General features: G+C 65.1%; 14 protein-coding genes and 1 tRNA gene. 8 read left to right on the top strand and 7 right to left on the bottom strand.

Annotation, left to right across the window (positions count from 1 at the left end):
- Window positions 1-143 precede the first annotated feature (143 nt).
- A complete protein-coding gene (locus ASF26_RS21325) occupies window positions 144-1,328 on the top strand; it encodes a DNA topoisomerase IB (RefSeq protein ID WP_056259083.1) in 1,185 nt (394 codons plus the stop codon).
- Between the two features lie 497 nt (window positions 1,329-1,825).
- Here ASF26_RS21325 and ASF26_RS21320 read toward each other — a convergent pair whose 3' ends face one another.
- Together ASF26_RS21320 and ASF26_RS21315 are read right to left on the bottom strand one after the other, a co-directional pair.
- On the bottom strand, window positions 1,826-2,509 hold the full coding sequence (locus tag ASF26_RS21320; protein ID WP_056259079.1) for a response regulator transcription factor: 684 nt from the start codon (window positions 2,507-2,509) through the stop codon (window positions 1,826-1,828).
- Window positions 2,510-2,746: 237 nt separating this feature from the next.
- A complete protein-coding gene (locus ASF26_RS21315) occupies window positions 2,747-3,643 on the bottom strand; it encodes a diguanylate cyclase (RefSeq protein WP_056259076.1) in 897 nt (298 codons plus the stop codon).
- Between the two features lie 210 nt (window positions 3,644-3,853).
- Here ASF26_RS21315 and ASF26_RS21310 point away from each other — a divergent pair.
- Window positions 3,854-3,928 (top strand) — tRNA-Thr (locus tag ASF26_RS21310).
- 171 nt (window positions 3,929-4,099) lie between these two features.
- On the opposite strand, the gene ASF26_RS21305 is transcribed toward ASF26_RS21310, so the two are convergent.
- From ASF26_RS21305 to ASF26_RS22980, 3 genes are all read right to left on the bottom strand, one after another.
- Window positions 4,100-4,741, bottom strand: coding sequence for an OmpA family protein (locus ASF26_RS21305; protein ID WP_056259073.1), 642 nt, complete (start codon window positions 4,739-4,741; stop codon window positions 4,100-4,102).
- An 892-nt stretch (window positions 4,742-5,633) separates the two neighbouring features.
- Window positions 5,634-5,996 carry a hypothetical protein gene (locus tag ASF26_RS23225; protein WP_200925976.1) on the bottom strand — a complete coding sequence of 121 codons (363 nt, stop codon included), beginning with the start codon at window positions 5,994-5,996 and terminating at the stop codon, window positions 5,634-5,636.
- A gap of 178 nt (window positions 5,997-6,174) precedes the next feature.
- The gene (locus ASF26_RS22980) at window positions 6,175-7,647 is read right to left on the bottom strand and encodes an HlyD family efflux transporter periplasmic adaptor subunit (RefSeq protein ID WP_056259069.1); all 1,473 of its coding nucleotides are present in this window, start codon (window positions 7,645-7,647) and stop codon (window positions 6,175-6,177) included.
- 568 nt (window positions 7,648-8,215) lie between these two features.
- On the opposite strand from ASF26_RS22980, the gene ASF26_RS21295 reads away from it, so the two are divergent.
- The 4 genes from ASF26_RS21295 to ASF26_RS21280 all read left to right on the top strand — a co-directional run bounded on the left by ASF26_RS21295 (window position 8,216) and on the right by ASF26_RS21280 (window position 15,177).
- Entirely contained in the window at window positions 8,216-9,892 is a 1,677-nt protein-coding gene (locus ASF26_RS21295; protein ID WP_082477742.1) for a caspase family protein, read from the top strand.
- Between the two features lie 319 nt (window positions 9,893-10,211).
- The gene (locus ASF26_RS21290) at window positions 10,212-10,832 is read left to right on the top strand and encodes an OmpA family protein (RefSeq protein WP_082477741.1); all 621 of its coding nucleotides are present in this window, start codon (window positions 10,212-10,214) and stop codon (window positions 10,830-10,832) included.
- Window positions 10,833-11,086: 254 nt separating this feature from the next.
- Complete coding sequence (locus tag ASF26_RS21285) at window positions 11,087-12,031, top strand: efflux RND transporter periplasmic adaptor subunit (protein WP_056259060.1); 945 nt, start codon at window positions 11,087-11,089, stop codon at window positions 12,029-12,031.
- Complete coding sequence (locus ASF26_RS21280) at window positions 12,031-15,177, top strand: efflux RND transporter permease subunit (RefSeq protein WP_056259056.1); 3,147 nt, start codon at window positions 12,031-12,033, stop codon at window positions 15,175-15,177. The genes ASF26_RS21285 and ASF26_RS21280 overlap by 1 nt, the downstream gene beginning before the upstream one ends.
- A gap of 251 nt (window positions 15,178-15,428) precedes the next feature.
- On the opposite strand, the gene ASF26_RS21275 is transcribed toward ASF26_RS21280, so the two are convergent.
- Together ASF26_RS21275 and ASF26_RS22895 are read right to left on the bottom strand one after the other, a co-directional pair.
- On the bottom strand, window positions 15,429-16,265 hold the full coding sequence (locus tag ASF26_RS21275) for an HlyD family efflux transporter periplasmic adaptor subunit (protein ID WP_162240240.1): 837 nt from the start codon (window positions 16,263-16,265) through the stop codon (window positions 15,429-15,431).
- Window positions 16,266-16,618: 353 nt separating this feature from the next.
- Window positions 16,619-18,370: an AsmA-like C-terminal region-containing protein gene (locus ASF26_RS22895; protein WP_056259053.1), complete on the bottom strand. Its 1,752-nt coding sequence runs from the start codon at window positions 18,368-18,370 to the stop codon at window positions 16,619-16,621.
- 358 nt (window positions 18,371-18,728) lie between these two features.
- On the opposite strand from ASF26_RS22895, the gene ASF26_RS21265 reads away from it, so the two are divergent.
- On the top strand, window positions 18,729-21,629 hold the full coding sequence (locus ASF26_RS21265; RefSeq protein WP_244476024.1) for a caspase family protein: 2,901 nt from the start codon (window positions 18,729-18,731) through the stop codon (window positions 21,627-21,629).
- A 261-nt stretch (window positions 21,630-21,890) separates the two neighbouring features.
- The gene (locus tag ASF26_RS22335; RefSeq protein ID WP_162240239.1) at window positions 21,891-25,484 is read left to right on the top strand and encodes an autotransporter outer membrane beta-barrel domain-containing protein; all 3,594 of its coding nucleotides are present in this window, start codon (window positions 21,891-21,893) and stop codon (window positions 25,482-25,484) included.
- Window positions 25,485-25,889: the final 405 nt, after the last annotated feature.

Raw genomic sequence — 25,889 nt, 5'->3', positions numbered from 1 at the left:
CACGCCGCCGCCTCGTGCGAAGCCGGACGGGAGGCCGGGGGGCGATGAAGCGGCCGGGCGAGACATCGCGCCGCCGGCCCGGCTCGGAACGCGGCCCGTGCCCCGCCGGTTGATTGTTCCTGACAACCGACGGGAGGCGGAGGATGGCGGCGGATCGCGAAGAGAACGGTGTCGTCGCCGATCCGCGGGATGCGGCCATCGAGGCAGGCCTGACCTATGTGGACGCCGACCGGCCGGGGCTCACGCGGCGGAAGAGCGGAACGGGGTTCTCCTATCGCGATGCCAAGGGGAAGGCTGTCCGCGACCCAAAAATCCTGAAGCGGATCCGGTCCCTGGCGATCCCGCCGGCCTATACCGACGTCTGGATTTGCGCCCGCGCCAACGGCCACATCCAGGCCACGGGCCGGGACGCCAAGGGGCGCAAGCAGTACCGCTACCACCCCGATTTCCGGCAGGCACGCGACTCGACGAAGTTCGAGCACATCATGGCCTTCGCCGACGCCCTGCCCGCCATCCGCGCGCGGGTGGACGAGGATATGGGCCGTCGCGGCCTCTCCCGTGAGAAGGTGCTGGCCACGATCGTCCACCTGCTCGAAGCGACCCTCATCCGTGTGGGCAACGACGATTACGCCCGCACCAACAAGAGCTACGGGCTCACCACCCTGCGCGATCCCCATGTGACCGTCGCGGGGGCGGAGCTGACGTTCCGCTTCAAGGGCAAGAGCGGCAAGATGTGGAACCTGTCGGTGAAGGACGGGCGCGTGGCCCGCATCGTGAAATCCTGCCAGGACCTGCCGGGCCAGGAGCTGTTCCAGTATATCGACGACGCCGGCGAGACGCGGGACGTCACCTCGGCCGACGTGAACGCTTATCTGCGCGAGATCACCGGGCAGGAGATCACCGCCAAGGATTTCCGGACCTGGGCCGGGACCGTGCTCGCCGCCCTCGCCCTGCAGGAATTCGAGGCGTTCGACAGCGAGGCCAAGGCCAAGAAGAACCTGCGCGCGGCCATCGAGAGCGTGTCGGCGCGGCTCGGCAACACGCCGACCATCTGCCGCAAATGCTACATCCACCCCGAAATCCTCGACGGCTACCTGGAGGGCGCGCTGCTGCTCCAGGTGGCGGATGCGGTGGAGGACGAGTTGCGGACGGACCTCACCCGGCTGAAGCCGGAGGAAGCGGCGGTCCTCGGATTGCTGCGGGCGCGTCTCGACGCGGCGAAGGGCATGGTGTCGGTGAAGGCCAAGGTCTCGCCCAAGAAGGGGAAGGCGGCGCCGCGAAAGGCGAGGTCCGGTCCGGCGGAGTCCGGGGCTCGGGCCGCGGCATAGGTTGGGCTTCTCAGCGCCGCGCCGGCGGAAAGGGCGAAGACCTTGCCCTCAGCTCGCCTACTCGGTTCACGCATCTCGCGGGCCGCTCGGGTCCCCTCTCTTGGAAGGCAGGGCTCTCGCATATGCCGATTTGCCTGTCAGGAACCCGCTGGCACCACCCCGTCATCCCGGGTCCGCGTAGCGGAGCCCGGGATCCAGAAACACAAGTAGTGCAGGACTTTACGCCGTCGGCGGCTCGGGATTCCGGGCTCGCCTGTGGCGACCCGGAATGACGGTGTGGTGTCATATGCGATCGCCCTGCCTGGAAGGAGAGGGACAGGTGAGGTGTGTGACCTCTTCGGAGATGGACTACACCTCACCTCAACCCTCTCCTCCCAGAAGAGGGCGCCTATCGCGCCTCATATCGATGCCTGCGGCTGGAGAGAACGGCCGTCGAGCCAACACGTGAAACAGCCACCCCATCTCGGAGGGCGGCCGGCCCGTCGCTTCGCGCTGCCTCAGTGGCGCGCCATCGTCTCGATGATGGCCTTGTGGCCATGGTGGCTGGATTCGCTCTTGCCCTGGCGTGGCGTCTCGCTCTCCACCACGGGGGCCAGACCCAATTGCCGGGCGAGGCAGACGAGATCCTTCAGCCGGCCCGTCTGGGTCTTGCGGCGCAGGTTCAGCCGATGCGTCTCCACGGTGCGGACGCTGAGGCTGAGGCGGCGCGCCACCTCCTTGTTGCTGAAGCCCGCGCTGAGGAACCGCAGAATCTCCGCTTCGCGCGGGGTCAGCCCATCGCCGGCTTCCGACGGGCCGGCGGCCTGCGCGTCCGCGTCGCCCGCATGGGCCAGGCGCACGATCGTCGCGCTGATCTCCCGTGGGGTCGCCGATTGCGCCACCACAGCATCGGCCCCCGCCTCGAGCAGGCTCCGCAGGGTCTCGGCGGGGAGGCTCTGGAAGGCGACCAGCACGCGCAAGGTCGGATGACGTTTGAGCACCGCGATCCGGGCGAGGGCGCTCTTCGACGCGGTCTCGGACAGGAACACCAGGGCGACGACGCTCTTGGTGCCCGGACCGCCCAGAGGCAGATCGGCCTCGCCCACCGTATGCAGGCTGGGCTCATGCTCCAGGAAGGCCCGCAGGACAGGCCCGAGCCCCGCTGGTTCGTCGACGATCAAAACCCCCACGGCCTGGTTCATGCCGCTCCCCCCTCTGTCCCATCGCGACACATCGCGATCGGGCTGGGCAAAAGCAGTTCAAATCCCGTTCCATCGGATGCTTCATCGAATCCGGGCTATGCCCCGTGAATACAGGGGCGTATTTTAGGAAAACAGGTCCGAAAATCGCGTCATCTTGGCTAACGCGGACGGATGCGCGGCCATGGCGCGAGGGCGCCTGTCCCTATCAGGAACAGCCCGGTTCGAAATGGGATTGGCTCATCCCGCCCGGGCGAGGACGAGGTCAGCGGCGGCCGAGATCACCCGGTTTCGCCCCGTGGTCTTGGCCTCGTAGAGGGCGATGTCGGCCCGTTTGATCATGGCCTCGATCGTATCGCCCTCGCACCACTGACTCACGCCGAAGCTGCAGGTGAGGCGGATCGGGGTGCGGGCGCCGCGGATGCGCAGGGCCTCCACGAGGCGGCGCAGCCGTGACGCGAGCGCCTCCGCATCGGTCACCGGCCGGTGCGGAAGTACGATGCCGAACTCCTCGCCTCCGAGCCGCCCGACGATGCCCTCCTCCGCGATGGTCTTGCAGACGCTCTGGATCGCCGCATCTCCGACATCGTGGCCGTATTCGTCGTTGATGCGCTTGAAATGGTCGATATCCACCAGGATCGCCGACATGTCGCCGTGGTTTCCCACACGATCGGCGGCGTCCCGCACCCGCTGCAGGAAGGCGCGCCGGTTGAGGAGGCCGGTGAGCGGGTCGGTCTCGGCGAGGCGAATCAGCTCGCTCTGCATGGTCGTCAGGCGGTCCGCCGCCCGCATGCGGGCATGCAACTCCTCGGCGCCGGGGGGCTTCTCGATGAAATCGTCGGCGCCGCTGTCGAGCGCCTCGGCGAGATTGCGGGAATTGCGGGCCGAGGACATGGTGATGACGTAGAGCGGCCGGTTCGTTTCGGCGATGAGACGCGCCGACCAGCACAGTTCGAGACCGCTCAAGGGGCGGACTTCGAGGCTCGTGATCAGGACTCGCACGGTCGGCGTGTAGGTGACGAAGTCGAGGGCGGCCTGCGAGTCAGTAAAGACATCGACATTATGGCCCTGCGGCTCGAGCATGCCGGCAACGACCTTCAGGACAACGCGGCTAGTATCGACGATGACGATATGCATGTCCTTGGTCGCCCGCCCCGAAGTTTCATGTTGTTCGTCAGCATGGCGGCGACAGATTAATATGTTGCCAAGACGACCCGCCCACATGAATCGATCCGGGGCCGGACGGGGAGGGGAACGCCGTGCGGCCGGCTCCTCGGAAGGCAGGGCGCCGACACCCCATCATCGACGGTTGAACGGCGCGCCCGCGGCTGGTAGCTAGCGCATCGGGCCGGATTAGCTCAGCGGTAGAGCAGCGGTTTTGTAAACCGAAGGTCGGGGGTTCAATCCCCTCATCCGGCACCATCCTTTCTCGTCCTGAAGCCTATCGGATGCGGTGCCGGGCCGAAGGCGGATTTCTGACCTGGCAAACACGTCCGCATGGACCGCGGGGGGCATCCCGTTTCCTGAAGGTAGGGGGATGCCTCGCAAGTGCATCGCGAGCGAACGGATCTCCTTCGACCCATCGCCGCTCCTTCAACGGCTGGCGGATTTCGTCTCGGAGACGTTGGTGGCCTGGACACGGCGGTTGGCGCTGGCGAAGGGGTCTTTCTCGTCCAGGAGGCGGGACTTTCCGTAGCCGACGCTGATCAGGTGATCGCCCTTCAAACCGTGAGTCTCCACGAGGTATCTCCGGACCGCTTCCGCGCGCCGCTCGGACAGCGACTGGTTGATCGCATCCGATCCCTTCGCATCCGTATGACCGGCGATGACGTAGAGGCCCTCGCGGAATTCCGGCTTCGAGAGCACGGTCCCAAGTTTTTTCAATTCGACGAGCGCTTCCGGCGTGAAGGTGGCCGAGTTGATCGCGAACGGGATGTTGAGATCAATGCTAGGCTTCCCGCCGACAATAGCTGAGAGTTTCTCGCGATCGTGGGCCGAGATCGGCTTGTTCGTCGTCGACCGCAGGGACGTCAGGAAAGAACCGCCTTCATCGACGGAGGCCGCCGGCGCTCCGATGGACAGGCTGCGCGTCTTCTGTGGAAGCCGGAGGCTGCTGGCGATCTCGTCCTCGGTCACCGTCTGCGCCTGCGCCGGTACGGTGCCGATGATCGCGCCGACCGAGAGGAGGACAGCAAGCCGGACTCGAATAGCATTGGTCTTTCTTGGTGTCGACATGGAAAATCCTCATTGATTTGATGAAGGCTTCTGGGGCCCTTTATTCGGGGCCTCCATGTCTTGCCGATTTATTTGAAAAACGTCGTGCGAGGCCACACTCGGACGACACTTTGATCGGTCGAAGGGGCGAATGAGACAGGGCCGCTGCCAGAGCTCGTCCCGTGACGTGGAAGGGCGATAGCCCCGGTATCGTTTTGCACCGGGTATCGCCTTGCATCGGTCGTCGCCGAAATGTGGCGACAGTTTCTTGGTCCGATGCACGTCCATGCAAAAACGACCGGAGCGGCCCACCGATGTTCGTGGCAGGCCGGTCCGGTCGCTGAGGGGAATGGTCGTGTCGGCGGAAGTCGGCGCCGACGCCGGAGCTACGGCATGCGCTGCAACAGCCGCAGGGCTTCCACATCCATGCGGGAGACAACGCGTACGACATCATGATGCAATTGCGGCTTCCAGCGCATCGACGTCATCGACCTTGCGAAAGCCTCGGGTCCACTGGTTCCGCGCGAGTAACAGTCACGCTGGCCCCAATCGCTGCATGAATCGTTACGGGCATCGGCAGGTGCCAGAAACGCCATCGAAGTGACGAAAGCTGCGCCTATCAGTCCAATCATACGCATGGTCGAATCCTCTTTCCGGTCTCCGTCACGAAATGTCATTTGCACCGCTTTGGCAGGCTGTGCGACGTTCCGCTGTGGGAACCAAAGTTATGAACGATCGTGATTGTTCGTCCCCTTGATCATATCGCACGAGATGGACTTGTATCACATTCCGCGACGATTTGCCGAATCGCGCCGGCACGTGCCGGACGACTTGCTGCGCCGCGCCCCTGCCTGCGTGCCCTTGAGACGACGGGAGCGCATCCGGCACAGGCGCGGCCAATGATCTGCAGGGCTCACTCCCCGCGGCCGCGCTGGCTGCACCAGGCGATCCACAAATCCTGCCCGGCCTCGGCCGTATCGCCGAACGTGCACCAGGCGGAGGGGCTCGATGCGTCGCCCGGCACCGCGATGGACCGAGTCGCCACCTTGGTCTGGTCGATCTCGGTGAAGACCATCTGACAGGCGGAGCTCAGTTTCGGCTTCTGCCGTTTGAGGCATTCGGTGATGCGATCGACGTTGGGAATCTCGTCGCTGCAATGCCGGAAGACATCTCCGGTACATGCCGCCCGTTGGAGCCTCGTTCCTTGGGCAAATGCAGGTATCGCACATAGTATAATTGCAAAGGCAATCCCGGCGCCACCAATGTGTCTGATCATCTCAATGTCTCCACTTGAATTGCTTTTAGGTGATGCCGAAATCGTCGCGCTCGGATGATGGCGAGATATCTATCTCACTAAAATATAGTCTTACTGATCTCCGTCAACGGCAAATCACTTTCGGCCAATAATGGCGGAACGGTGGCGTGTGTTCCGACACTTTTATTCTACCCTTGGCTCATTCGCTCACGGGCTTGATCGTGGCGCCTTCGCGCAGGAAGGCCCCGGCACGGGCCACGACCGTCTCCTGTCGACCAAGACCGCTTTGCACCTCGATCATGTCGTCTGCGGTCAATCCCGTGACGACCGGGCGCGCGGCGAGGCGCCCGCTGTCCAGAACGTAGACGAAACGGCCTTCGTCGCCGATCATCACGGCCGAGAGCGGGACGCCGATGCCACAGCGCTCCGCGATATCGACTACCGCGCTGGCGAATGTCCCCTGTCTAACGTCGCCCTCCTCCGTCAGCTGGATCCTGACCCTACCCGTCTGGCTGACCGGATCTGCCGTCTCGGACACTGTGCGGACGCGGCCTTTGAGTTCGCCGGTGCCCAGCGGCGTCACCCACGCGCGCTGGCCCGGAGACAGACGCGCCAGGGCGCTGAGCGACGCCTCGGCCGCAAGCTCGTACACTCCCTCCGCGATGATCTGGAACGGTGCCGGGGAAGTCGCGGAGATCACGGTGCCGGGCTGCGCGCTGGAGCGACCGACGATCCCCGCCACCGGCGAGCGCAGGGTGACGACGGTGCGCTTCGCTCCGCTTGACTTGGACAGGTAGGCGAGCGTCTGGCCGGCGGTGACCGTGACGAGGGGGGCGGCATCGAGACTGACGATGCTGAATCCGTCATCCTCTGGCCGGACATCTACGTCCTTGTGCGGCACGATGACGCCGCTAAGGCGGACCTGATCCTTGAAACACGCGCCGACGGCCTTGACCACGCTTACCGGAAGCGCGTCAGGATCGCCGTCCGCCCCCTCCTCTTGGGGGAAGGCGTCGCCCCGACCCTGCCAGTATCCGGCCAGCGCCACCCATAGCACGGCCACGACGATCAGAGGCAGGCCCGTCAGCGTGAGGGAGATTATCGGGCGCCTCGATACGGCGCCCCGTAATCTCACGCGCAGGCCGGCGTCGATGTCCGCGTCAGGCCAGACGACGCGGAAGGCGTGGACGGGCCTCGGAATGTTCTTGAGGCGTTGCGGGCCGAGGTCGCGGAAGCTCACCGAGACCTTGTTCGAGACCGCCTCGTGGATGGAGCGTGCGACGCAGATCCCCCCCGGTTCGGCAATTCCCTCAAGCCGGGCGGCGATATTGACGCCGTCGCCGAGAAGGTCGCCCTTTACCTCGACCACATCGCCGATGGTCATCCCCATCCGATATGCGAGACGGCGCGCCGGTTCGAGTTCCCGGTTGCGGCCGAGAAGGGCTTCCTGGATCGCGATAGCCGCGCGCATCGCTTCAACGGCGCTGGGAAACTCTGCGAGGATCGAATCCCCCGCGGTGTTGAAGACACGTCCGCCATGATCCTGGACGAAGCTGCGGAAAACGTCGCCGTGCTCGGCGAGGCGGCGGATCGTCCCCTCCTCGTCTTCGGCGATCAGGCGGGAATATCCCACGACGTCGGCGGCTAGGATCGCCGCGATCGTCCGCTTCATCCATCTAGCCTCACCTGAGGGCCGCCCCTTGTGTCGAGCGAGGTGCGAGACAGCAGCGGTGCCGGGGGCGGTTTCGCCGCACACCGCCAGCGTATACCGATGCGTCGCAGCATGGCGAGGATCAGCGAGAAACCGCGCCCGGTTGTCAAGCCTCGAATGTCCGGCGCCGGACGATACCAACCGCGATGAGGTTGAAATCCCTGTGCTGGGCATCGATCAGGGCGGTCTCCGGTGGAAAGGATGCGTGACATCGGCATCTGCACATCCGGTCGCCCAATCATATCGTCAGCCTTCCGAACCTCTCCGGGAGCGGCCCCCCCAATGCGACGCGCGCACGGTTTCGTCGACCGACGCAGGCCACAGGCAACGGCGATCAATGGTCATCGACAGATCAAGAACCCGCGGCGAACGGCATCCCGGTTTCCGCCATTCGATTCAGGAGCGGATCGTCAACGAGCGGGAGAGGACGGGAAGATAGGTAAAAAAGGGTCTTGATGCAGCGCTCTGAGCTATTGCGGATGCGGGGTCCTGATGCGTAAGACGGCAACGCTGGATTGGTAGAGCACCCATGCGTCACACGGCTCGAACTGTCACGTCAAACCTGATGATGGCAGTGATATTTTTGATGCTCGGTGCATTCCCGATCGATGCTGCGCCGACATCGAGAGTGCGTAATGCACTCGTGATTGGCATCGCGCGTTATCCGGACAGCGACTTTCCTCTTCCCACTACGATCGGTGATGCGCGACTGGTCGCGGACCGACTGAAGGCGTCCGGATTCAAGGTCGAGTTGGGTGAAGACCTGCCCAAGGACCGGATGCGGGCCACGATCGAGCAGTTCCTTCGCAAAGTCGAGCCCGGATCGACCGCGCTGGTTTACTTCGGCGGCTACGGCATTCAGGCCGGACGCCGGAATTACTTGATTCCGCTGGATGCCAAGATTTGGAACGAAGCCGACGTGATCCGCGACGGCATCAGTCTGGACGGTCTCCTGGGCGATCTCGACAAACGGGGAGCCGCCATGCGGATCGTGGTGCTCGATGCCTCGCGTCGGAATCCGTTCGAGCGCCGGTTTCGCAGCTTTTCTGCCGGTCTCGCCGAATTGAAGCCGTCCCAGGGGGAACTGACTCTGTCATCCGCCGCAGCCGGCAGCGTGCTCGGCGACCCGAGGGCCGATACGAGTCCCTTCGCCACCGAGATCGCCCGCCAGATCACCGTTCCGGATCAGTCGATCGACCAGGCGCTGGCAGCGGCGCGCGATGACATCGCGCGTGACAGGAGTACCGGTCAGGGGCCGGTTCTGGTGTCGGGGCTGCCGGGGGCTGCCGCCCTCGACTCCAATCGGCCATCGGGCGCGGCGATGCGTCCGCCGGTGGATGGAAAGCCCCCCCGGGTGATCAAGACGGAGCCCGAGAGACCCGCCGTGATCCCTGCAAGCAAGGAAGCCGATCCTGCATCGAAGGACCGCGACATCGATGCGATAGTGGCCGCCGAGGAAACGGTGGCTCGTGATTTCAACGCGGCCTCGGCGAAGAACACGAAAGCAGCGTTCGAGGATTTCGTCAGGCGCCACCCGGTCGGTCCGCTGACGAAGGTGGCGCTGGGCGAGATCGCCCGCTTCGACCGGGCGGTCGCACGTGAGCCCCTGCCGACTCCGGCCGCACCTCCGTCGCCGCCCGTCGCTATGCAGGCTCCGCCCACTCCGTCCTCGTCCCCGTGGCGGACGCCGCCGGGCAGCTACTCGATGGCCGAACTGCAGAGGAAGGCCACCCTCGACGCGAGGATCTCGCGCCAGCCTCGGGACGCCCTCGCTTATTACGAGCGGGGCCAGTTCCATGCGCAGCGCTATGACTATCCCGCCGCCCTCGCCGATTTTGATCAGGCGATCCGGCTCGAGCCGAAAAGTCCCGAGGCTCTGAACAATCGGTGCTGGGTGCGGGCGATCTCGAACGATTTGCAGAAGGCGATGGACGATTGCAACGACGCTTTGGCGTTGCGGCCACGCTTCCTCGATGCCCTGGACAGCAGGGGGTTCGTGAACCTCCGTTCCGGCTCCCTGCGCGCGGCCATCGCAGATTACGACAAGGCGATCGACATCAACGCCAATCACAGTTCGGCGCTCTATGGTCGTGGAATTGCCTGGTCGCGCCTCGGCGACTCGTCCCGGGCCAATGCCGACCTGACACGGGCATTGTCACTGAACCCCGTGATCGACAGGGATTTCGCACAATACGGATTGCGTTGATCCGCCCTCGACCGCCCGCGGCATGAAGTTCGTCTAGCCGATCCATGAATCCCCGTCCGGCTTCGGAACGGGCGACCTTCCGGTATCTGAAGAATCGAACATTCACCGCACCGTCCGCGGCGAGGCGATCACGGGGTCAGGTCGGCATTCGATGAACTGATCTGTTCTATCTAGAAGTGCCTTCCCGACATCAGTCCGCAATACCGTAGAAAAATTCCTTGGCCACGCGAAATTCCCGATTGCATCGCGATGCGATCTCAGCAATTTCATGGGGACATTGATATGAATTTTGGAGGCCCCTGTGCCGCGACATATTCGCATGCTGCCGCGTCTTCTGTGTGTGCTGGCTATGGTCTGGCCGGTTTGTATTGTTTCAGTTCAAGCTCAGGTCGCCAGCGAGGATCAGATCGCCAAGGCGCTTACGCCGATGAAGACGCGGTCCCTCTCGATCGGTGCGCCGACCACAGCGGTCGTGGGCACGCCGGGAGATGCGGCTTTCGTCGATAGTCTTCGCAACAAGAACAGCCATTCGTTGAGCACCAGCGCTCGTGAGAAGCTGAAGATCGTTGCTGCAGACAAGCCGGCGATCGACTTGGTGATGGAATTCGATTTCGGCTCGGAGACGCTGCGCGGCGAGGCGAAGAAGACGGCGGAGGAGCTGGGTAAGGTGCTCGCCAGGCCCGAATTCATCGATCAGACCTTCGTCATTGCCGGGCACACCGACGCGAAAGGGTCCGACACCGCGAATCAGAGGTTGTCCGAGCAGCGGGCCGAGGCGGTGAAGCGTTTCCTCGTTCAGGCCTATAAGATCCCCGCCGCCAACCTGATTGCCGTGGGCTATGGCAAGACCCGCCTGAAGAACGAGAGCGCGCCGTTCTCAGAGGAGAATCGCCGGGTTCAGGCGGTGAACCTGCTGCAGGTGAGAACGGCGTCGCGCTGATTCGACTCCGCGAAGGATGGCGCTCGACGGTCAGGCCGGATTGGGCGAAGCCGGAAAGCCTGGATGTGCCGTGATGCGATGGTTCCCATCGGGATGGGAGCCGGGCGGCGTCGGCGCATCTCCCCCCAGCCTCCTCGGTCGTAACGGTCCAGCGCGCCGTTCGATGGGTGTCACTGGGTTTAAGGCTTAGATCGGTGGCCATGCCCGGGCCGGCGTCGACGTGTAGTGGGAAAAGCCCGGAGCGGCGGAGCACGGTGGCATATTCGGACTTCGCGAAACGCTGCGGCGTGATCGCACTTCTCGTCCTTTCGGCGGCCTCGATCTTTTCGAAGTCGGAGGCCATGGCACAGGGTACGCAGGACTCCGCCTCTGTTCCCAGCGCACGCTCCGTCCAGGCCTGCGTTTCCGAACAGGTCCGGATCACCGGTTTTGCGCTGGCCCGCGAAGAGGGCGGTGCCGGCATTGTCATGGAAGGCTACCGGATTTCGCAGATCCTGGTGTCGGAGGGCGATGCGGTGACGAGCGGACAGGAAGTGTTGCGCGCCGTCCCGCTCAACGGGGAGGACGCCTCGTCCGGACGGCCCGCCACGATCAATGCCCGCGCTTCCATCGCGGGCATTGTGACCCGCATCAACGCCAGGGTCGGCATGGTCACCGGTACCGCCTCGACTCCCGGTCCCGGCGGACAGCCCGAGCCCCAGATCCGGATCGCGGCGAATTCGGGCATCGACCTCCTTGTGGATGTGCCGAGCCCATACGCCACGAAGATCCGTGCCGGCACCGCGGCGCGTATCCTCATCGCCGATGCGAACGAGGTGAAGGGGGTGGTGCGCGTCGCCGTGAGCGAAGTCGATCCGGTGACGCAGCTCGGGAGGGCGCGCCTCACCATCGATCCGGCTTCGGCACTTCGCCCTGGCCAATTCGCGAGCGCTGTGATCGAGACGTCGCGCGTGTGCGGCGTGTCTGTGCCGCGCTCTGCAGTCCTCCGCCAGAGCGGAGTGACGAGCGTCCAGGTCGTGAACGGATCGAAGGTCGAGACGCGGCGGGTGAAGATTGATCTGGCGGACGACAACACTGTCGTCGTCCGCGAAGGGCTGGCCGAGGGGGAGGCCGTCATCGTCGATGCCGGTGCCGCTTTCCGGACGGGCGACCGCGTGACGCCCGTTCTGATCGGTGTCGACGGAACCAGGAACCGCTGATGTCCCTCAACGTCTCGTCCCTGGCGATCAAGCGGCCGCTTCCGTCGATCGTCTTCTCGATCATCCTGCTCGCGCTCGGCTGGTCGAGCTTCGTACGGTTGCCGATCACCCGGCTACCGAGCGCGGATATCCCGCTGATCTCCGTCGTCGTCAGCCAGTTCGGGGCGGCTCCGGCCGAGATCGAGACGCAGGTGACCAAGGTCGTCGAGGACGGCGTGTCCGGCGTCGAGGGCGTACGCCACATCGCCTCTTCGATCACCGACGGCCTTTCGGTGACGACGATCGCATTCCGCCTCGAGACTAATACCGACAGGGCCCTCAACGATATCAAGGATGCCGTGACCCGGGTGCGGTCCGGCCTGCCGCAAAGCGCACAGGAACCGCTGATCCAGCGCGTCGACGTCGTCGGCCTGCCCATCGTCACCTACGCCGCCACCGCCAAGGACAAGAGCCCGGAGCAGATTTCCTGGTTCATGGAGAATACGGTCAAGAGTTCGCTGCAGGACGTGAAGGGCGTCGCTCAGGTCGAGACCATCGGCGGCGTTTCCCGCGAGGTGCTGGTCTCCCTCGATCCCGACCGGCTCCAGGCCTTCGGACTCACCGCAGTCGACGTAAGCCGGCGTCTGCGCGGAACCAACGTGACGGTCACCGGCGGCCGGGCGGAGATCGGGGGCCGCGAACAGGCGATCCGGACGCTCGCCGCCGCCAAGACCATCGACGACCTGGCCGGCGTCATGATCGCCCTGCCTGCCGGTGGGGAGGTGCGGCTCAAGGATCTCGGGCTCGTCACCGACACGATCGCCGACCGGCGCACCTTCGCCCGCCTCAACGGGGAGCCCGTTGTCGCCGTCGGCATCAAGCGCGCCAAGGGGGCGAGCGACGTGGTCGTCGCGGCCGCGGTGGAGAAGCGGGTCGATCAGCTTCGCGCCGAGAACCCGGATTTCGATCTGAAGCTGATCGACAGTTCGGTGGAGTTCACCCTCGGCAATTACGATGCGGCGATCCACACCCTGTTCGAGGGCGCGATCCTCGCCGTCATCATTGTGTTCCTATTTCTCCGTGATCTGCGGGCGACGGTGATTGTCGCGGTCTCCCTGCCGCTCTCGATCTTCCCGGCCTTCTGGGCGATGGACGCGCTGGGGTTCTCGCTGAACCTCGTCAGCTTTCTCGCGATCACGCTCTCCACCGGGATCCTCGTGGATGATTCGATCGTGGAGATCGAGAACATCGTGCGCCACATGCGCATGGGCAAATCCGCCCGCGAGGCGGCGTCAGAGGCCGCGGATGAGATCGGTCTCGCCGTCATCGCGATCAGCCTGACCATCATCGCGATCTTCGCGCCGGCGAGCTTCATGTCGGGCATCGCTGGGCAGTTCTTCAAGCAATTCGGCATCACGGTGGCGGTGCAGGTGCTGTTCTCGCTTCTGGCTGCCCGCTTCGTCACGCCGATGCTCGCGGCTTATCTGATGAAGCCGCATCGTGAGGAGGAGAAGCCGCCCGGCCCGATCCTTCGCGCCTATACGCGGCTCGTAACCCTGTCGGTGCGCTGGTACTTCATCACCGTTCTGATCGGTTTCGGCTTTTTTGCCGCCTCCATCGCCAGCATAGGCCTGCTGCCGCAGGGGTTCCTGCCCGCTCAAGACACGTCACGTTCGGTCATGGCGGTGGAACTGCCTCCGGGATCCCAGCTCGCCGACACCGAAGCCACCACTGAGGAGATCGTCAAGGTCGTCCGCACGCTGCCCGAGGTCCGCAGCGTCTTCGTGGATGGCGGCCGCGTCCCGAAGGAACCGATCGAGTTCCGGCGCGCCTCGCTTATCATCAACTATACGCCGAAGGCCGACCGGACGATCACCCAGCGCCAACTCGAACAACAGATCAGCACGCGCCTGCGCCAGGTGCCCGATATCCGCTATTACTTCGTGGACGAGAACGGTTTGCGGGCGATCGGCCTCGTGGTGCGTGGGTTCGACCCGCGCACGGTGGCCAACGTCGCCAATGAACTGGCAGGCCAGATGCGGCGCTTGCCGGGAGTCGCCAACGTCATTTCGGGCACCACCCTGGACCGGCCCGAACTGCAGATCAGGCCGCACCTCGATCTCGCCGCGCGCCTCGGCGTGACGCCGGAACTCCTCGCCGAGACGATCCGCGTCGCCACCATCGGTGATGTCGGGCCGGCTCTGGCTAAGTTCGACGCGGGCGACCGGCTGGTGCCGATCCGGGTGCAGCTCGATGACCGTGCCCGGATCAACCGCAACGTGCTCGAGCAGCTTCGCGTGCCGATGGGCCGCGGCGGTAATATTCCGCTCTCGGCGGTCGCCGACCTCGACTTCCAGCAAGGCCCCACGAACATCAGTCGCTACGACCGCCAGAGGCAGGCCACCGTGGAGGCGGACCTCCTCGCCGGCGCCGCGCTGGGCGACACACTCAAGAACATCGACACCCTGCCGGTAATGCTGTCGCTGCCCAAGGGCGTCACAGTCAGCCAATCCGGCGACGCCGAGAGTCTCAACGAACTGTCCGAGGGTTTCGCCCAGGCCATCAGTGCCGGTCTGATGATGGTCTACGCCGTGCTTGTGCTCCTTTTCGGAAGCTTCCTGCAGCCTCTCACCATCCTGTTCTCCCTGCCCCTTTCCCTCGGCGGGGCGGTGATCGCCCTGATGATCAGCGGCAAGCAACTGACGACACCCGTATGGATCGGCATCCTGATGCTCATGGGCATCGTCACCAAGAACGCGATCATGCTCATCGACTTCGCGGTCGAATCGATTCGCCACGGCACCCCGCGGGATGCGGCGATCATCGATGCGGGGCAGAAGCGCGCCCGCCCGATCGTAATGACGACCATCGCCATGGTGGCCGGCATGCTCCCCAGCGCGCTCGCCTTCGGCATCGGCGGCGAGTTTCGTTCGCCCATGGCGATCGCCATTATCGGCGGGCTCATCTTCTCGACGTTGCTATCCCTGATCTTCGTACCGGCCATGTTCGTGACCGTCTCGCGGCTCAGCGATCTGTTGCTGAAGCTCGGCCTACTGGCGGCATCGAAGCTCAACGGACCCCTTGCGGACACGCCGAAATCCAAGACGGTCGAACCGGAGGAGCACGGTCCGGCCGCCGGTCACCCCTCTCCGTCCGATGCGCGTTGAGAAAGCCTGACCAGGCTCGCATCGGCAAAGCCAACATTTCACCGCGCTTGGGCTTCTGACGTATCGCCGGTTTCAAAGCGCCTCGTGACATTCCCGGTCACGGTCGGTTCTCGCTCCAAGCGCGAGGGCGCAGAGGGAGATTCGTGATAGACGCTTGGAACGCAGAAGCTGTCACCGGTTCCGCGATAAAAACCTGCGCGACAGCAAAGAGCGAAGCAGGGTGATACGTTGGCCCGCCAACGCGAGCCTGCCTAGCGTCCGCCTGCCGCCTCTCGCGTGATCGGGTAGACCTGATCTCCGTCGCGCAGGAACGCCCCTGCACGGACGACCACCTTGTCCGCCTCCGTGAGCCCCACCAGAATCTCGACATCGGTACCCGACAGAAGGCCGATGGAGACCTGCCGCGTCACGATCCGGTCGCCTTCGATCGTCTGCACGATGGTGCCGTCCGCCTCATACATCACCGACGAGTAGGGGACGCCGATTCCGCATCGCTCGCGCAGGGAGATCATGCCACGGGCGAAGGTGCCCACCCGCGCACTGCCCCCGGGGGAAGCCGAGAGACCGATCCGTACACGGCCGAGCTGGCTCGCCGGGTCGAGACTCGCATCGATGCGGCGCACCGTCCCGGACACGGACTGAACCCCCAGCGGCTGCACGGTCACGGGTTGTCCGACCGCGAGCTTGGCAAGGCCCGCCAGGGGGACTTCGGCCTGGAGGTCGATCTCCCCCTGGGCTGCGATCTGGAAGAGCGCACCCTGGCGCGGGGATGCCGGGGCGCCGGGCTGAGCGTTGCTCCGCAAAATGGTTCCGGACACGGCCGCGCGGATGGTCGAGGGCGATCCGGAACCGGGCATGCCTTCCATCGGCGACAGGCTTGCCAGCGCCTGGCCGGCGGTCACCGTCTCCAGCGGAGCGACGAAGACCTGGGCGACCTTGTACCCGTCGCGCTCGGGCAGGATGTCGACCTCCCGACGGGCGAAGAGCGAGCCGGTGACCTCGACCGTATCGGTGAAACAGATCCGTCGTGCCGCGGTGACGCTGACGGAGAGGCCGGAGGACGCCGCCTCGTCCGCCAGCGTCGGCATGGCTGTCAGGCAACAGAGCAGGATACCCAACGCGGATGCAACGCCGGCCGGTGACCCTCCGGCCGGTCGGATACCGGTCACGGCTGGTCTCGAAGCCACCGGCCTCCTCGCTTTACCCTGAAGGACGCGCGGCGGTGACATCATGGGACCGGTCTTTCTGAATGCGAAGGATGAGATCAAGGACAAGAAGGTCCGACAAGACCGGTGTCGCGAGAGGGTGTCGTGTGAAGAGATCGGGACATCGGTCTGAGGCACTTATGCGTATGATGAATTTGAGTGCCTTGCATAACTCCCGACCACGGTTTGCTCCCGCTCGAAGTACGACAGCGCAGCGAGAGTTTTATGAGAGATGCTTAGCGCCGGTTCAGAGACGGGGGCCTCGATTTGGGAAAGATCCCGTCCAGGAGCCCACTGAGGCCGCCGCCATCCGGACCCATGAGGCCGGTGCCGAGATCTTGTATCGCCTCCACCGCACCGGCCGGATCTCGCAGAAGACCGGCCATGTCGGCGGTCACGGACGGATTCTCCCACGGGCCGACGACCCGGACCGGAACCGAAAGCCTGACGCTCGGCGACGCCCTGCGTCCCCCTTGCGGAACGACGCTCGGCTGGAAGGTGAGATCGAGGCTGCGCCCGGACAAATCGACCGATCCGGTTCCCGTCGCCTGGATCAAGGGGGACTTGAGTTGGAGATCGTTGGTGACGGCGCGACCCTGAGCGATAGCGAAGCTCCCGCCGAGCAGAGTGAAGCGCGTCGTGCCACTCTCCCAGTTCCCAGCGTTGTTCTCTGTGCGGCCCGCAGTGCCGGCGACCCATTGTGCGAGGGCTGGGCCGTCGAACCGTCCATCGATGACGCTGAAATCGGCTGTACCCATCGCTGCCCGCGCCAGATCGGCTTCACGAGAGCCTGTGGCCTGGATGTCGAAGTGGCCTGTGACGCGGCCGTCGATCCCGCGAGCCTCGATGAGATCGCCCAGCAGGGGAAGGATACGGTTGCCCGACAGTGAGGCCATCAAGCGGTGCTGTGAACCCGCCGTCGTCGGCGCGAGCGCGTAACGGAGCTTGAGGCTCCCATCGTAGACCGACGCGGCATTCATGGTCGCGTCGAAAACGCCTTGTCGCGCCGTGGCGTTCACCGCGACTCCGTCAAGCCGGGCGGATCCGAGGCTCAGGCGCGAGACGGCGAGCCGGGCCTGGAGATCCATATGCGCGAACCAGGCGGGGGTCGGCAGGATGTCGTCGGGAACGGACACGGTGAGGCCGGCTCCGCGCCGTCCCCTCGACGAACCGGCGGTGGATCCGCTCGCCGCGGCGATGACGAGTTCCTCGACGCGAAGGTCAGCGTCGAGCTTGGGCCGCCCCTGCAAGGTGAGTCGGCCGCTTCCCGACAGTCGGGTCCCATCGAGCGTGCCGCCCAGACCTTCGATCCGGTAGGCGGGTCCGTCCCGGTGAAGCATGCCGTCGAGACGCACAGTCCGGCCGGAGCCGGAGTGGGAGGCGGGGTCGACGGCGACGCGGAACGGCTTGGCCCCTTGCGAGGCGATCGTGTCGATCTCGACGAGAACATCATGGTCGGCGATGCCAAGGGTGATCGCAAGCGGCCCTCCTCGCCCGTCCGCTCCCGGTTCGAAGGTGGCATCCGCCGCGGAGGCGGAGATCGAGACCGTTCGACCATCGTCGGGCATGGCCCAGCCGACGTTCTTCAAGACGACGCGGGTTGCACCGATCCTGGGCGCGCCCGCGCGGTCCGACGGGACGGCGCTTCCGGCGGGCGCGCGTGAACCCAACGGCACCGTCATGGCTAGCCCTTCGCCTGCGACCCGCACGGAACCCGTGCCGCCCGCCAGCAGCGAGAGGGGCCCCGACACAGTCGCAACGCGCAGATCGATCCGTACCGTGTCGTCGCTCACCACGTCGCGCAAGACCAAAGCAGGCGTGAAATCGAAGCCGATTGCTCCGATTCGCCATGGCCTGCCTGTTTCCTCGGCCAAGCGTGTCTCGATGAAGCGAGCGAGGCGAGCCGACAGAACCGGCCAGCAGAGACTGAGGCCGGTGCCTGACACGATGAGAATCGCCGCACCGGCGACGAGGCGTCGGTGCCTCATCGATCGTCACCCGGACAGGAAGGCGGGAGGGGAGCCGGTAGCCTGTCCCGTGGTTTCGTCGTCACGCCCCAACTCATCCGTGGCCTCGATCAGGAACTTTTCACGAATTGTCAGTCAATTCCATCGAAATCTGGCATGGAGACTAGGCCAAACACAAAAAGCCGCCGCGCCATGACGGCGAAGTCCAGGTGCTGCGAGAGAACACGAGGAATCCCGGCGGCCCTCCCACCGCCTCGGAGGGATGTAGACAGTCCTGATGAATGATCCGCGCCCGAGTGGCTTGCGAACCTCAATGGAGTGTGCTCGGTCACTTGCTCCGAATGTAGCGGCCCGTATAAACTCCGACATTATGAAACAGGTGCTGCCAGCGCTGATCTCCGTCCTGCTCACTCTGTGGGCAACGGTTGCCGTTGCCGAGTCTCAGGCCGGCAAGCGGGTGGCGCTCATCATCGGCAATGCCTCCTATGCCAGCTTCGGCAAGCTCGATAACCCGAGCAACGATGCGGAGGATATCGCATCGGTTCTGCGGCAGGTCGGCTTCACGGTCATCGAGGGGCGGGACCTGACGAAGCGGGACATGGACCGGCGGCTGGCGCAGTTCTCCCGCGCGGCGAGCGATGCCGATACCGCGGTGGTCTATTACGCCGGGCACGGGCTTCAGTATCAGAGGCAGAACTTCCTGGTTCCCACCGATGCGCAGCTGAAGGACGGATTCGACATCCCCTTCGAGACGATCTCTGTCGACAGCGTGATCGGAGCCCTCGACAGTGCGCGCGGTGCGCGAATCATGATCCTCGACGCCTGTCGCAATCTGCCGTTGTCGGAGGGCGTGAAGCGGTCGAGCGGCACGGGTCTCGCCAGGGTGGCCGGCCGCCAGGGGCTGATCATCGCCTATGCCACCCAGTCCAATGAAGTCGCTTATGACGGAGCGGGGCGCAACAGCCCCTATGCCGAGGCGCTGGCCAAAGCCTTGTCGGAGACCGGGCTCGAGGTCGGGCAGGTTTTCCAGCGGGTGGCGCTCTCGGTCAAGAAGGCGACGCAGGGCAAGCAGCTGCCGGAGTTTTCCCGCTCCTACCCGGATGAGGTCTTCCTCAACCTTGGCGAAACCGACGCTCAGGCATGGACGCGCCTGCGGAACAGCAATGTCGTCGCCGACCTCGGTGCCTTCGTTGAGAAATATCCTACGAGCTTCCTGTCCGACGCGGCCAGGAGCCGCATCCAGTTGCTGGAAAATCAGGCCCGGTTCGCAGAGCAGGAGGCCGAGAACAGGAAGCAGGAGGAGCGCCGCGTACAGGAGCGCTTGCTCTGGGCGCGGCGCGAGGAGGAGCAGCACAAGCGTGAGCAGGCCCGTCTCGACGATGAGAAAGCGCGCCGTGAGGATGAGCAGCGGCAAGTCGAGCAGATTCGGATCGCCGCTCAACGCGACGAGGAGGAAGCGCGGCGTCGGGAGGCACGTGAGCGGCAGCAGCAGGCCCGCGCCGAAGCGGACGAAGCCGCCCGGCTTGCCGTCCTCGATATCTTGCGTCGCGAGGAGGCCGCCCGTCAGGCGCAAGCGCGGGTAGAGGCCGACAGAATCGCGGCCCTCGCCGCTGCCGATCAGGTGCGCAGGAACAAGGAAGAGGCAGAGGCCGCGCGGAAGGAGCAGGCCCACCTCGACGCCGTAGAGGCTGCCCGCATCGCTGCCGCGGAGAAGCTGCGCAAGCAGGAAGCGGCCCGGATCGAGCAGGTTCGTCGTGACGGGGAGAAGGCCGCTCTCCTCGCTGCCGCGGAGGCGCAGCGCAAGGAGGAGGCCGCGCGCAAGGAGCAGGCCCGCCTCGAGGCCGCAGAGGCCGTCCGCATTGCTGCCGCGGAGAAGCTGCGCAAGCAGGAAGCGGCCCGGATCGAGCAGGCTCGGCAGGACGCGGAGAAGGCCGCGCTCATCGCCGCCGCGGAGGCGCAGCGCAAGGAAGAGGCCGCGCGCAAGGAGCAGGCCCGCCTCGACGCCGTAGAGGCTGCCCGCGTCGCTGCCGCGGATAAACTGCGCAAGCAGGAAGCGGCCCGGATGGAGCAGGCTCGGCAGGACGCGGAGAAGGTCGCGCTCATCGCCGCCGCGGAGGCGCAGCGCAAGGAACAGGCTCGCCTCGAGGCCGCAGAGGCCGTCCGCATCGCTGCCGCGGAGAAGCTGCGCAAGCAGGAAGCGGCCCGGATCGAGCAGGCTCGGCAAGACGCGGAGAAGGCCGCGCTCATCGCCGCCGCAGAGACGCAGCGCAAGGAAGAGGCCGCGCGCAAGGAGCAGGCCCGCCTCGAGGCCGCAGAGGCCGTCCGCATCGCTGCCGCGGATAAACTGCGCATTTACGAGGCTGCCGAGGTGGAGAAGGCTCGCGCCGCTGCGGCACAGATCGCGCAGGACAAGGAGGCGCGGGAGGTCGCGTCCCGCCGGGGGACAGAAGGCAGCACCTCCGGCTTCGCCCTCACCGCGGATGCGCCGCAGAACAATCGTCCGTTGCCTGAAAAGCTCGCCTCGGCCTCGTCGCCGACGGCGCACGTGGCCTATGCGAGCCTCGACCTCAAGGCTCCCGTCGATTCGAGCTCACCGACCGATGTCCCGCGCGCGGTTCAGCGCAGGCTGAGCGAGCTCGGCTGCTTCACCGAGCCGATGGAAACGGTCTGGGGGCGTCGCTCGGAGGCGGCCCTCGAGGTGTTCTACAAGTCCGCTCAGCAGGTCGAGGCGGCCAAGGTCGAGACGTCGGGGCGTGGGATGGACCGCTCGATCCGCGTTGCCTCCACCCTGCCGGACCAGGCGGTGCTCGATACCCTCAACAGTTACAGCGGCCGAATCTGCCCGGTCGTCTGTCCCGCGGGGACCCAGCAGACCGGCGAAATCTGCGTGACGGTGACCTGCCCGTCGGGGGCCGTGCTGAGCAACGGCGTTTGCCTTCCGCAGCCGGTGCCGGTGCAATCCGAAGCGCCGGGGCGCATCCGGAAAGCCGCCCGGCCGGTGGAGCCGGCCGCATCTCCGAAGCCCCGAACCGCGCGGCTTCCCGAAGCGCGTCCCGAGCCAGCGGCACGGCGCCCTGAAAGCGTCCGGCCCGCGACAGCGGCGAAAGCGCCTGTGCTGAAGCCCAGCGTCAAGATCGTGCAGCCCTTGCGCGCGAGCCCCCGCGTCCCGGCCCTGTCGAACCGCATCCCGGCCGCCCCGGCGCGGGCCACCGCCGCCTCGGCTCCGAGCGTCAGCCCGATAGAGGTCGGAGCGGCGAGGGCCATGAGCCGGATGCCGTGATGCGTTGGCGTGCATCGCCAATGATGAGATGAAATCCTTACGTCCCCGTCTGGACTGGACGGCATCAGCATCATCGAAGCAGCCCCACTCTATAGAACGCAGACCGGGCTTGCCCGTGTTGTTCACGTGCGACGGCGGATTGTGCCCGGCCGGCCACATTGCGGCGAAATCCAGTCGGATGCGCCAACGGTAACGCGTTTTACAAACAACCTTAGGCTACGACCCTGTATGGTCACTGCATATTTCACGGGGTTCATAGCAATGCACTCAGCCGCCAAGTCGGATCAGATTGATTTTTCATCTCGCGGGATCGCCGCCGCCCGGGTGCGGTACGGCCTGCTGCTCGGCGTTTCCTTCACGACCGCCGCCCTCGTTTCCATGGCCGCCGCGCCAGGCGCGTCGGCGCAGTCGGCAGGCAGCTTCTGCACGCAGACGGGAACAACGGCCAATTGCGGCCCCGGCACCACGACGGCGGGCATCACGTATTCCCCGAATCAGCCCACCTTCCATCTGACGTTTGCGCCCAACACGGTGGTGAACACCGCCAATGGCAACGCGGTCTCTATTTCGACCCGCACGGCGGCCGTTTCATTCGATGCGCCTGACACGACGGTCCTCCGGGTTGGTTCGTCCGGCATCGATGGCATCTATGTGCCGTCATCGATAAGCGCGAACGTGAACTTTGGCGGCCTTTTGATCTCGGAGGCATTTCACGGCATCGACGTCAGCGCAGCAAGTGACGTGACTATCGCTTCTGCATCGAGTGCTCGGATTCATAGTGCGTCGACGGGTATTCTTGCTCAGTCCGCCAATGGGGGCATTATGATCGCGAATGCCGGAACGATTATTCAGGGGGCAAGTACTGTCTCATCTCCCGTGTTCGGCACCGTCACGATCCTACCTAATGCCGCCGCAGATGGAATCTCTGCAGCCGCCGGCGGAACAGGAGCGATCACGATCGCGAACACTGGCGCGATCACATCCCAGCGCGCTGGAATCGTCGCCGGCGCGCAAGGTGGTTCGGTGCAGGTTTCCAATGGTGGGACAGTGACAGCGCCCTTCGGCTTGGTCGGCGTGTCTTTGAACGGTCCGCTGACCGCGACCAATTCAGGGGCACTCAATGGCGCGACGGTCGGCATCGTGGGTGGATCCCAGACCGGATCGGTCGAGATCATGAACGCAATATCTGGGCGGATCACCTTTGGAGCATTTGGATTAGCCGGGGGCACTAATTCGGGCGACGTCACCATCACCAATGCAGGCACGCTACTGCAGGATTCGACGCTTCCGAAGCGGGTGACCCAGGAGGAGTTCGACTCGACCTTCAGGACTTTCGGCGATGTGCGCCCCAAGGTGCAGGCCGGCGTTTTCGGACGAAGCGAAAGCGGTAATCTGACGATCGCCAATTCGGGTTCGATCGTAGGCACTTATGGCATGTACTCCGAGTCTGGCCGAGCGGGCCGGATCTCTGTTGCGAATACTGGCTCGGTGACAGCTGGGTTTGGTGGTGTTTATGCGGAAACCAACTCCGGCAGTGTAGATATTTCCAATAGGGGAACCATCACGGCCCGCTTCGCGGGCGTTATCGCAGATTCCGGCTCGTTCACGCTCACCAACGAGTCCACCGGCAGCATCGCGGCTCCATTCGGGATACTTGCCAAAGCCGAAGGAATGGCGTCGGTCACCAACGCCGGTACAATTCGTGCAGGCGGTGGCGTCGCACTTTTGGCGCCTGCTGCCACAGTCAACAACAGTGGTAGCCTAACCTTCGGTCAAATCGGAATCGCCGCTGCGGGAGGCACGGTTGCAATCACGAATGCCGGCGCCCTCACTTACGATTCATCCATCGCCAATGCACTGACGCCGGGTGCTGAAAAGGCGATAGTCGACGCTGTCGGGCCAGAATTAGCTAAAAAGTTCGATCAGCTACCCGCTGTCGGCATTGCTGCTGTCGCCCAGAGGGATCTGACGATCGCCAACTCCGGCACGATCCGCACGTCTGCGGCCGGTTATGGTATTGCAGCCGAAGCCGGTTCAGTCACCATCAGAAATCTCGGAACCATTGGTGGCTCCGGCACGGCGATCATCGCCAAAACTTTCGGCGGACCGCTGTCCATCACCAACGAGGTCGGTGGCCGCATTCTCGGCTCCATCGTTAACTTGGACGGTGCTGCGACTTCGCAGGTCGACAATCGCCCCGGCGTAGGTAACGCGGTCCCGTCCGTCGGAACGACCTTCACCAATCGCGGCACGTTCGCCGCCACCGGTACCAGCACCTTCGGTAGCGGCACCATCGGCAACGCCGGCACGATCGCGCTGGCGCGCGATGCCACGCTCGGCAGCCTGTCGAGCTTCACCAACGAAGGCATCGTCCAGGGCCCGGCCGGCGGCTCCGCCAGGATCGCCACCACCACCTTCGTCAATGCCGGCGCGATCAGCCTGCAGAACGGCGCCGCGGGCGACACCCTGACGATCGCGGGCAATTACGTCGGTCGCAACGGACGCGTCGATCTCGACGTCTCCTCGCAGTCCGGCACTGCCGATCGGCTCGTCATTACCGGAAATGCCGGCGGCACCACCGGGCTCAACCTGCTCAACGTCACGCCGGGAGCCGCCTTCACCGTCTCGCCGGTCCTGGTCCAGGTCCGGGGAGAGCAGGAGGCCAACGCCTTCACCCTGGCGAGCGCCCGGAACTTCGGCGCCATCGACGTCAGCCTCGCCAGCGGGCGGGCGACGGAAGGCGGGAGCACCCTGTCGCTGGTCTCGGTTCCGAACGCCCTCGGGCAATCCGGTCCCACCACGGTGATCGCCGCCCGCACCATCGCGTTCCAGGGGGGCACCGCCGTCCTCGATCGCATGACGCAGTTGCGCAGCGACGTGCAGCGTGCGGCCGGCTCTGCACCGACGGCCATTCCGCAGGCGCTGCAATATGCCGGGCTGACCCAGTATTCGGCCCTGGTGAGCAAGGACCCGATCGCGCCGAACCTGGTGCAGCCGGCGCCCGTGCCCGCAAGCAACGTCAAGCCTGCGGTGTGGGCTCGCGCCTTCGGTGATCTCGAGCGCCGCACCGGCTTCAGCAGCGGAAGCTTCAACGGCGTCAATGTCGGCCGCGACCTGGGCTACAGCCAATCCACGGGCGGCGTCCTGGCCGGCGCCGACCTCGTCATGAGCGGCATCACGGCACCGGATGATGGCCTGATCCTCGGCGTGTTGGGCGGCTACACCACGGCTGCCGTGCGCCTGAACCAGAATGCCGGCAACCAGGATTACGAGGGCGGCACCGTCGGCACCTACGCCACCTACATCAAGGGCGGCTTCTTCGCGGACGCCATGTTCAAGGTCGACCTTCTCGACCTCGACATCACCGGCTCCAACCTGCGCCAGAATACCGGCGTGACGAACTACGACGTCCTTGGGAACATCGGCTATCGGTTCGATCTGCCCAATGCTCTCTACATCGAGCCGACCGCCGGCCTCGAATACGTGTCGACCGTTTTCAGCCGGAAGACGGGGGGAACCGCGGGAACGATCGCGCTGCAGGACGGTGATGCCTTCCGCGGCCGCATCGGCGCGCGGCTCGGCACCGAGTTCGTCCAGGACGACATCCGAGTCGAGCCTAGCATCACCGGCCTCGTCTACGATGTCTTCAGCGAGAGTGGGACGACGACCGCCTTTGGCAGTGGAACGCGGCTCACCGGCCTGACGAATGTCGGGAAGGTCCGCGGTGAGATTCAGGCGTCGATGAACTTCTTCAACCTCAAGACCGGCGTTTCCGGCTTCCTGCGGGCGGATTACCGAATTGGCGACGATCTCGTCGGCGGTGGCGGCAAGGCCGGTATTCGTTACCAGTGGTAAAATGACCGAACCGTCGTCGGCGATGAGCCGACTGGACGGGTAGAGGGCTCACGATTGACGTCCGGACAGCCGCCCCGATCTTGTCGGGGCGGCTGTCCGCTTTTCTGATCCTCGCCGAGGGCGGGCGTCGCATCGGCGGGATGCCGAGCGCAGCGAGGCGCGCGCGCGTCATGAGCTTCGCCGGAACCACCGACTATCTCGGCGCATCCCCAGAGGTCGGCATTGAGCCACGAGCAACGATCCGCTCGCCGCCGACGCGGGCGGGACAGCGAATCGAAAGCGGATCGCCATGCGAGGCGGGTCGTCATCGTGAAGGAGGAGGTAGATTCTGGCCAGTAGTGGATAAAGGGTGTGAACCGGCACGCGATTACAGTCCCGCTCTGTGTATCGCGCCACCTGGATGGG

Origin of the sequence: Methylobacterium sp. Leaf93, assembly GCF_001422345.1 — a bacterium.
Taxonomy (GTDB): domain Bacteria; phylum Pseudomonadota; class Alphaproteobacteria; order Rhizobiales; family Beijerinckiaceae; genus Methylobacterium; species Methylobacterium bullatum.
The sequence above is the reverse complement of the archived record's forward strand: the minus strand, read 5'-3'. Positions and strand labels throughout refer to the sequence as shown.

What these genes read in the sequence shown, in the direction of transcription:
- ASF26_RS21295 (WP_082477742.1), top strand. Translation starts at nt 8,216, where the DNA reads ATGCGTCACACGGCTCGAACTGTCACGTCAAACCTGATGATGGCAGTG.
- ASF26_RS22895 (WP_056259053.1), bottom strand. Translation starts at nt 18,370, where the DNA reads ATGAGGCACCGACGCCTCGTCGCCGGTGCGGCGATTCTCATCGTGTCA.
- ASF26_RS23225 (WP_200925976.1), bottom strand. Translation starts at nt 5,996, where the DNA reads ATGATCAGACACATTGGTGGCGCCGGGATTGCCTTTGCAATTATACTA.
- ASF26_RS21305 (WP_056259073.1), bottom strand. Translation starts at nt 4,741, where the DNA reads ATGTCGACACCAAGAAAGACCAATGCTATTCGAGTCCGGCTTGCTGTC.
- ASF26_RS21325 (WP_056259083.1), top strand. Translation starts at nt 144, where the DNA reads ATGGCGGCGGATCGCGAAGAGAACGGTGTCGTCGCCGATCCGCGGGAT.
- ASF26_RS22335 (WP_162240239.1), top strand. Translation starts at nt 21,891, where the DNA reads ATGCACTCAGCCGCCAAGTCGGATCAGATTGATTTTTCATCTCGCGGG.
- ASF26_RS21315 (WP_056259076.1), bottom strand. Translation starts at nt 3,643, where the DNA reads ATGCATATCGTCATCGTCGATACTAGCCGCGTTGTCCTGAAGGTCGTT.
- ASF26_RS21280 (WP_056259056.1), top strand. Translation starts at nt 12,031, where the DNA reads ATGTCCCTCAACGTCTCGTCCCTGGCGATCAAGCGGCCGCTTCCGTCG.
- ASF26_RS21290 (WP_082477741.1), top strand. Translation starts at nt 10,212, where the DNA reads ATGCTGCCGCGTCTTCTGTGTGTGCTGGCTATGGTCTGGCCGGTTTGT.
- ASF26_RS22980 (WP_056259069.1), bottom strand. Translation starts at nt 7,647, where the DNA reads ATGAAGCGGACGATCGCGGCGATCCTAGCCGCCGACGTCGTGGGATAT.
- ASF26_RS21320 (WP_056259079.1), bottom strand. Translation starts at nt 2,509, where the DNA reads ATGAACCAGGCCGTGGGGGTTTTGATCGTCGACGAACCAGCGGGGCTC.
- ASF26_RS21275 (WP_162240240.1), bottom strand. Translation starts at nt 16,265, where the DNA reads ATGCCGACGCTGGCGGACGAGGCGGCGTCCTCCGGCCTCTCCGTCAGC.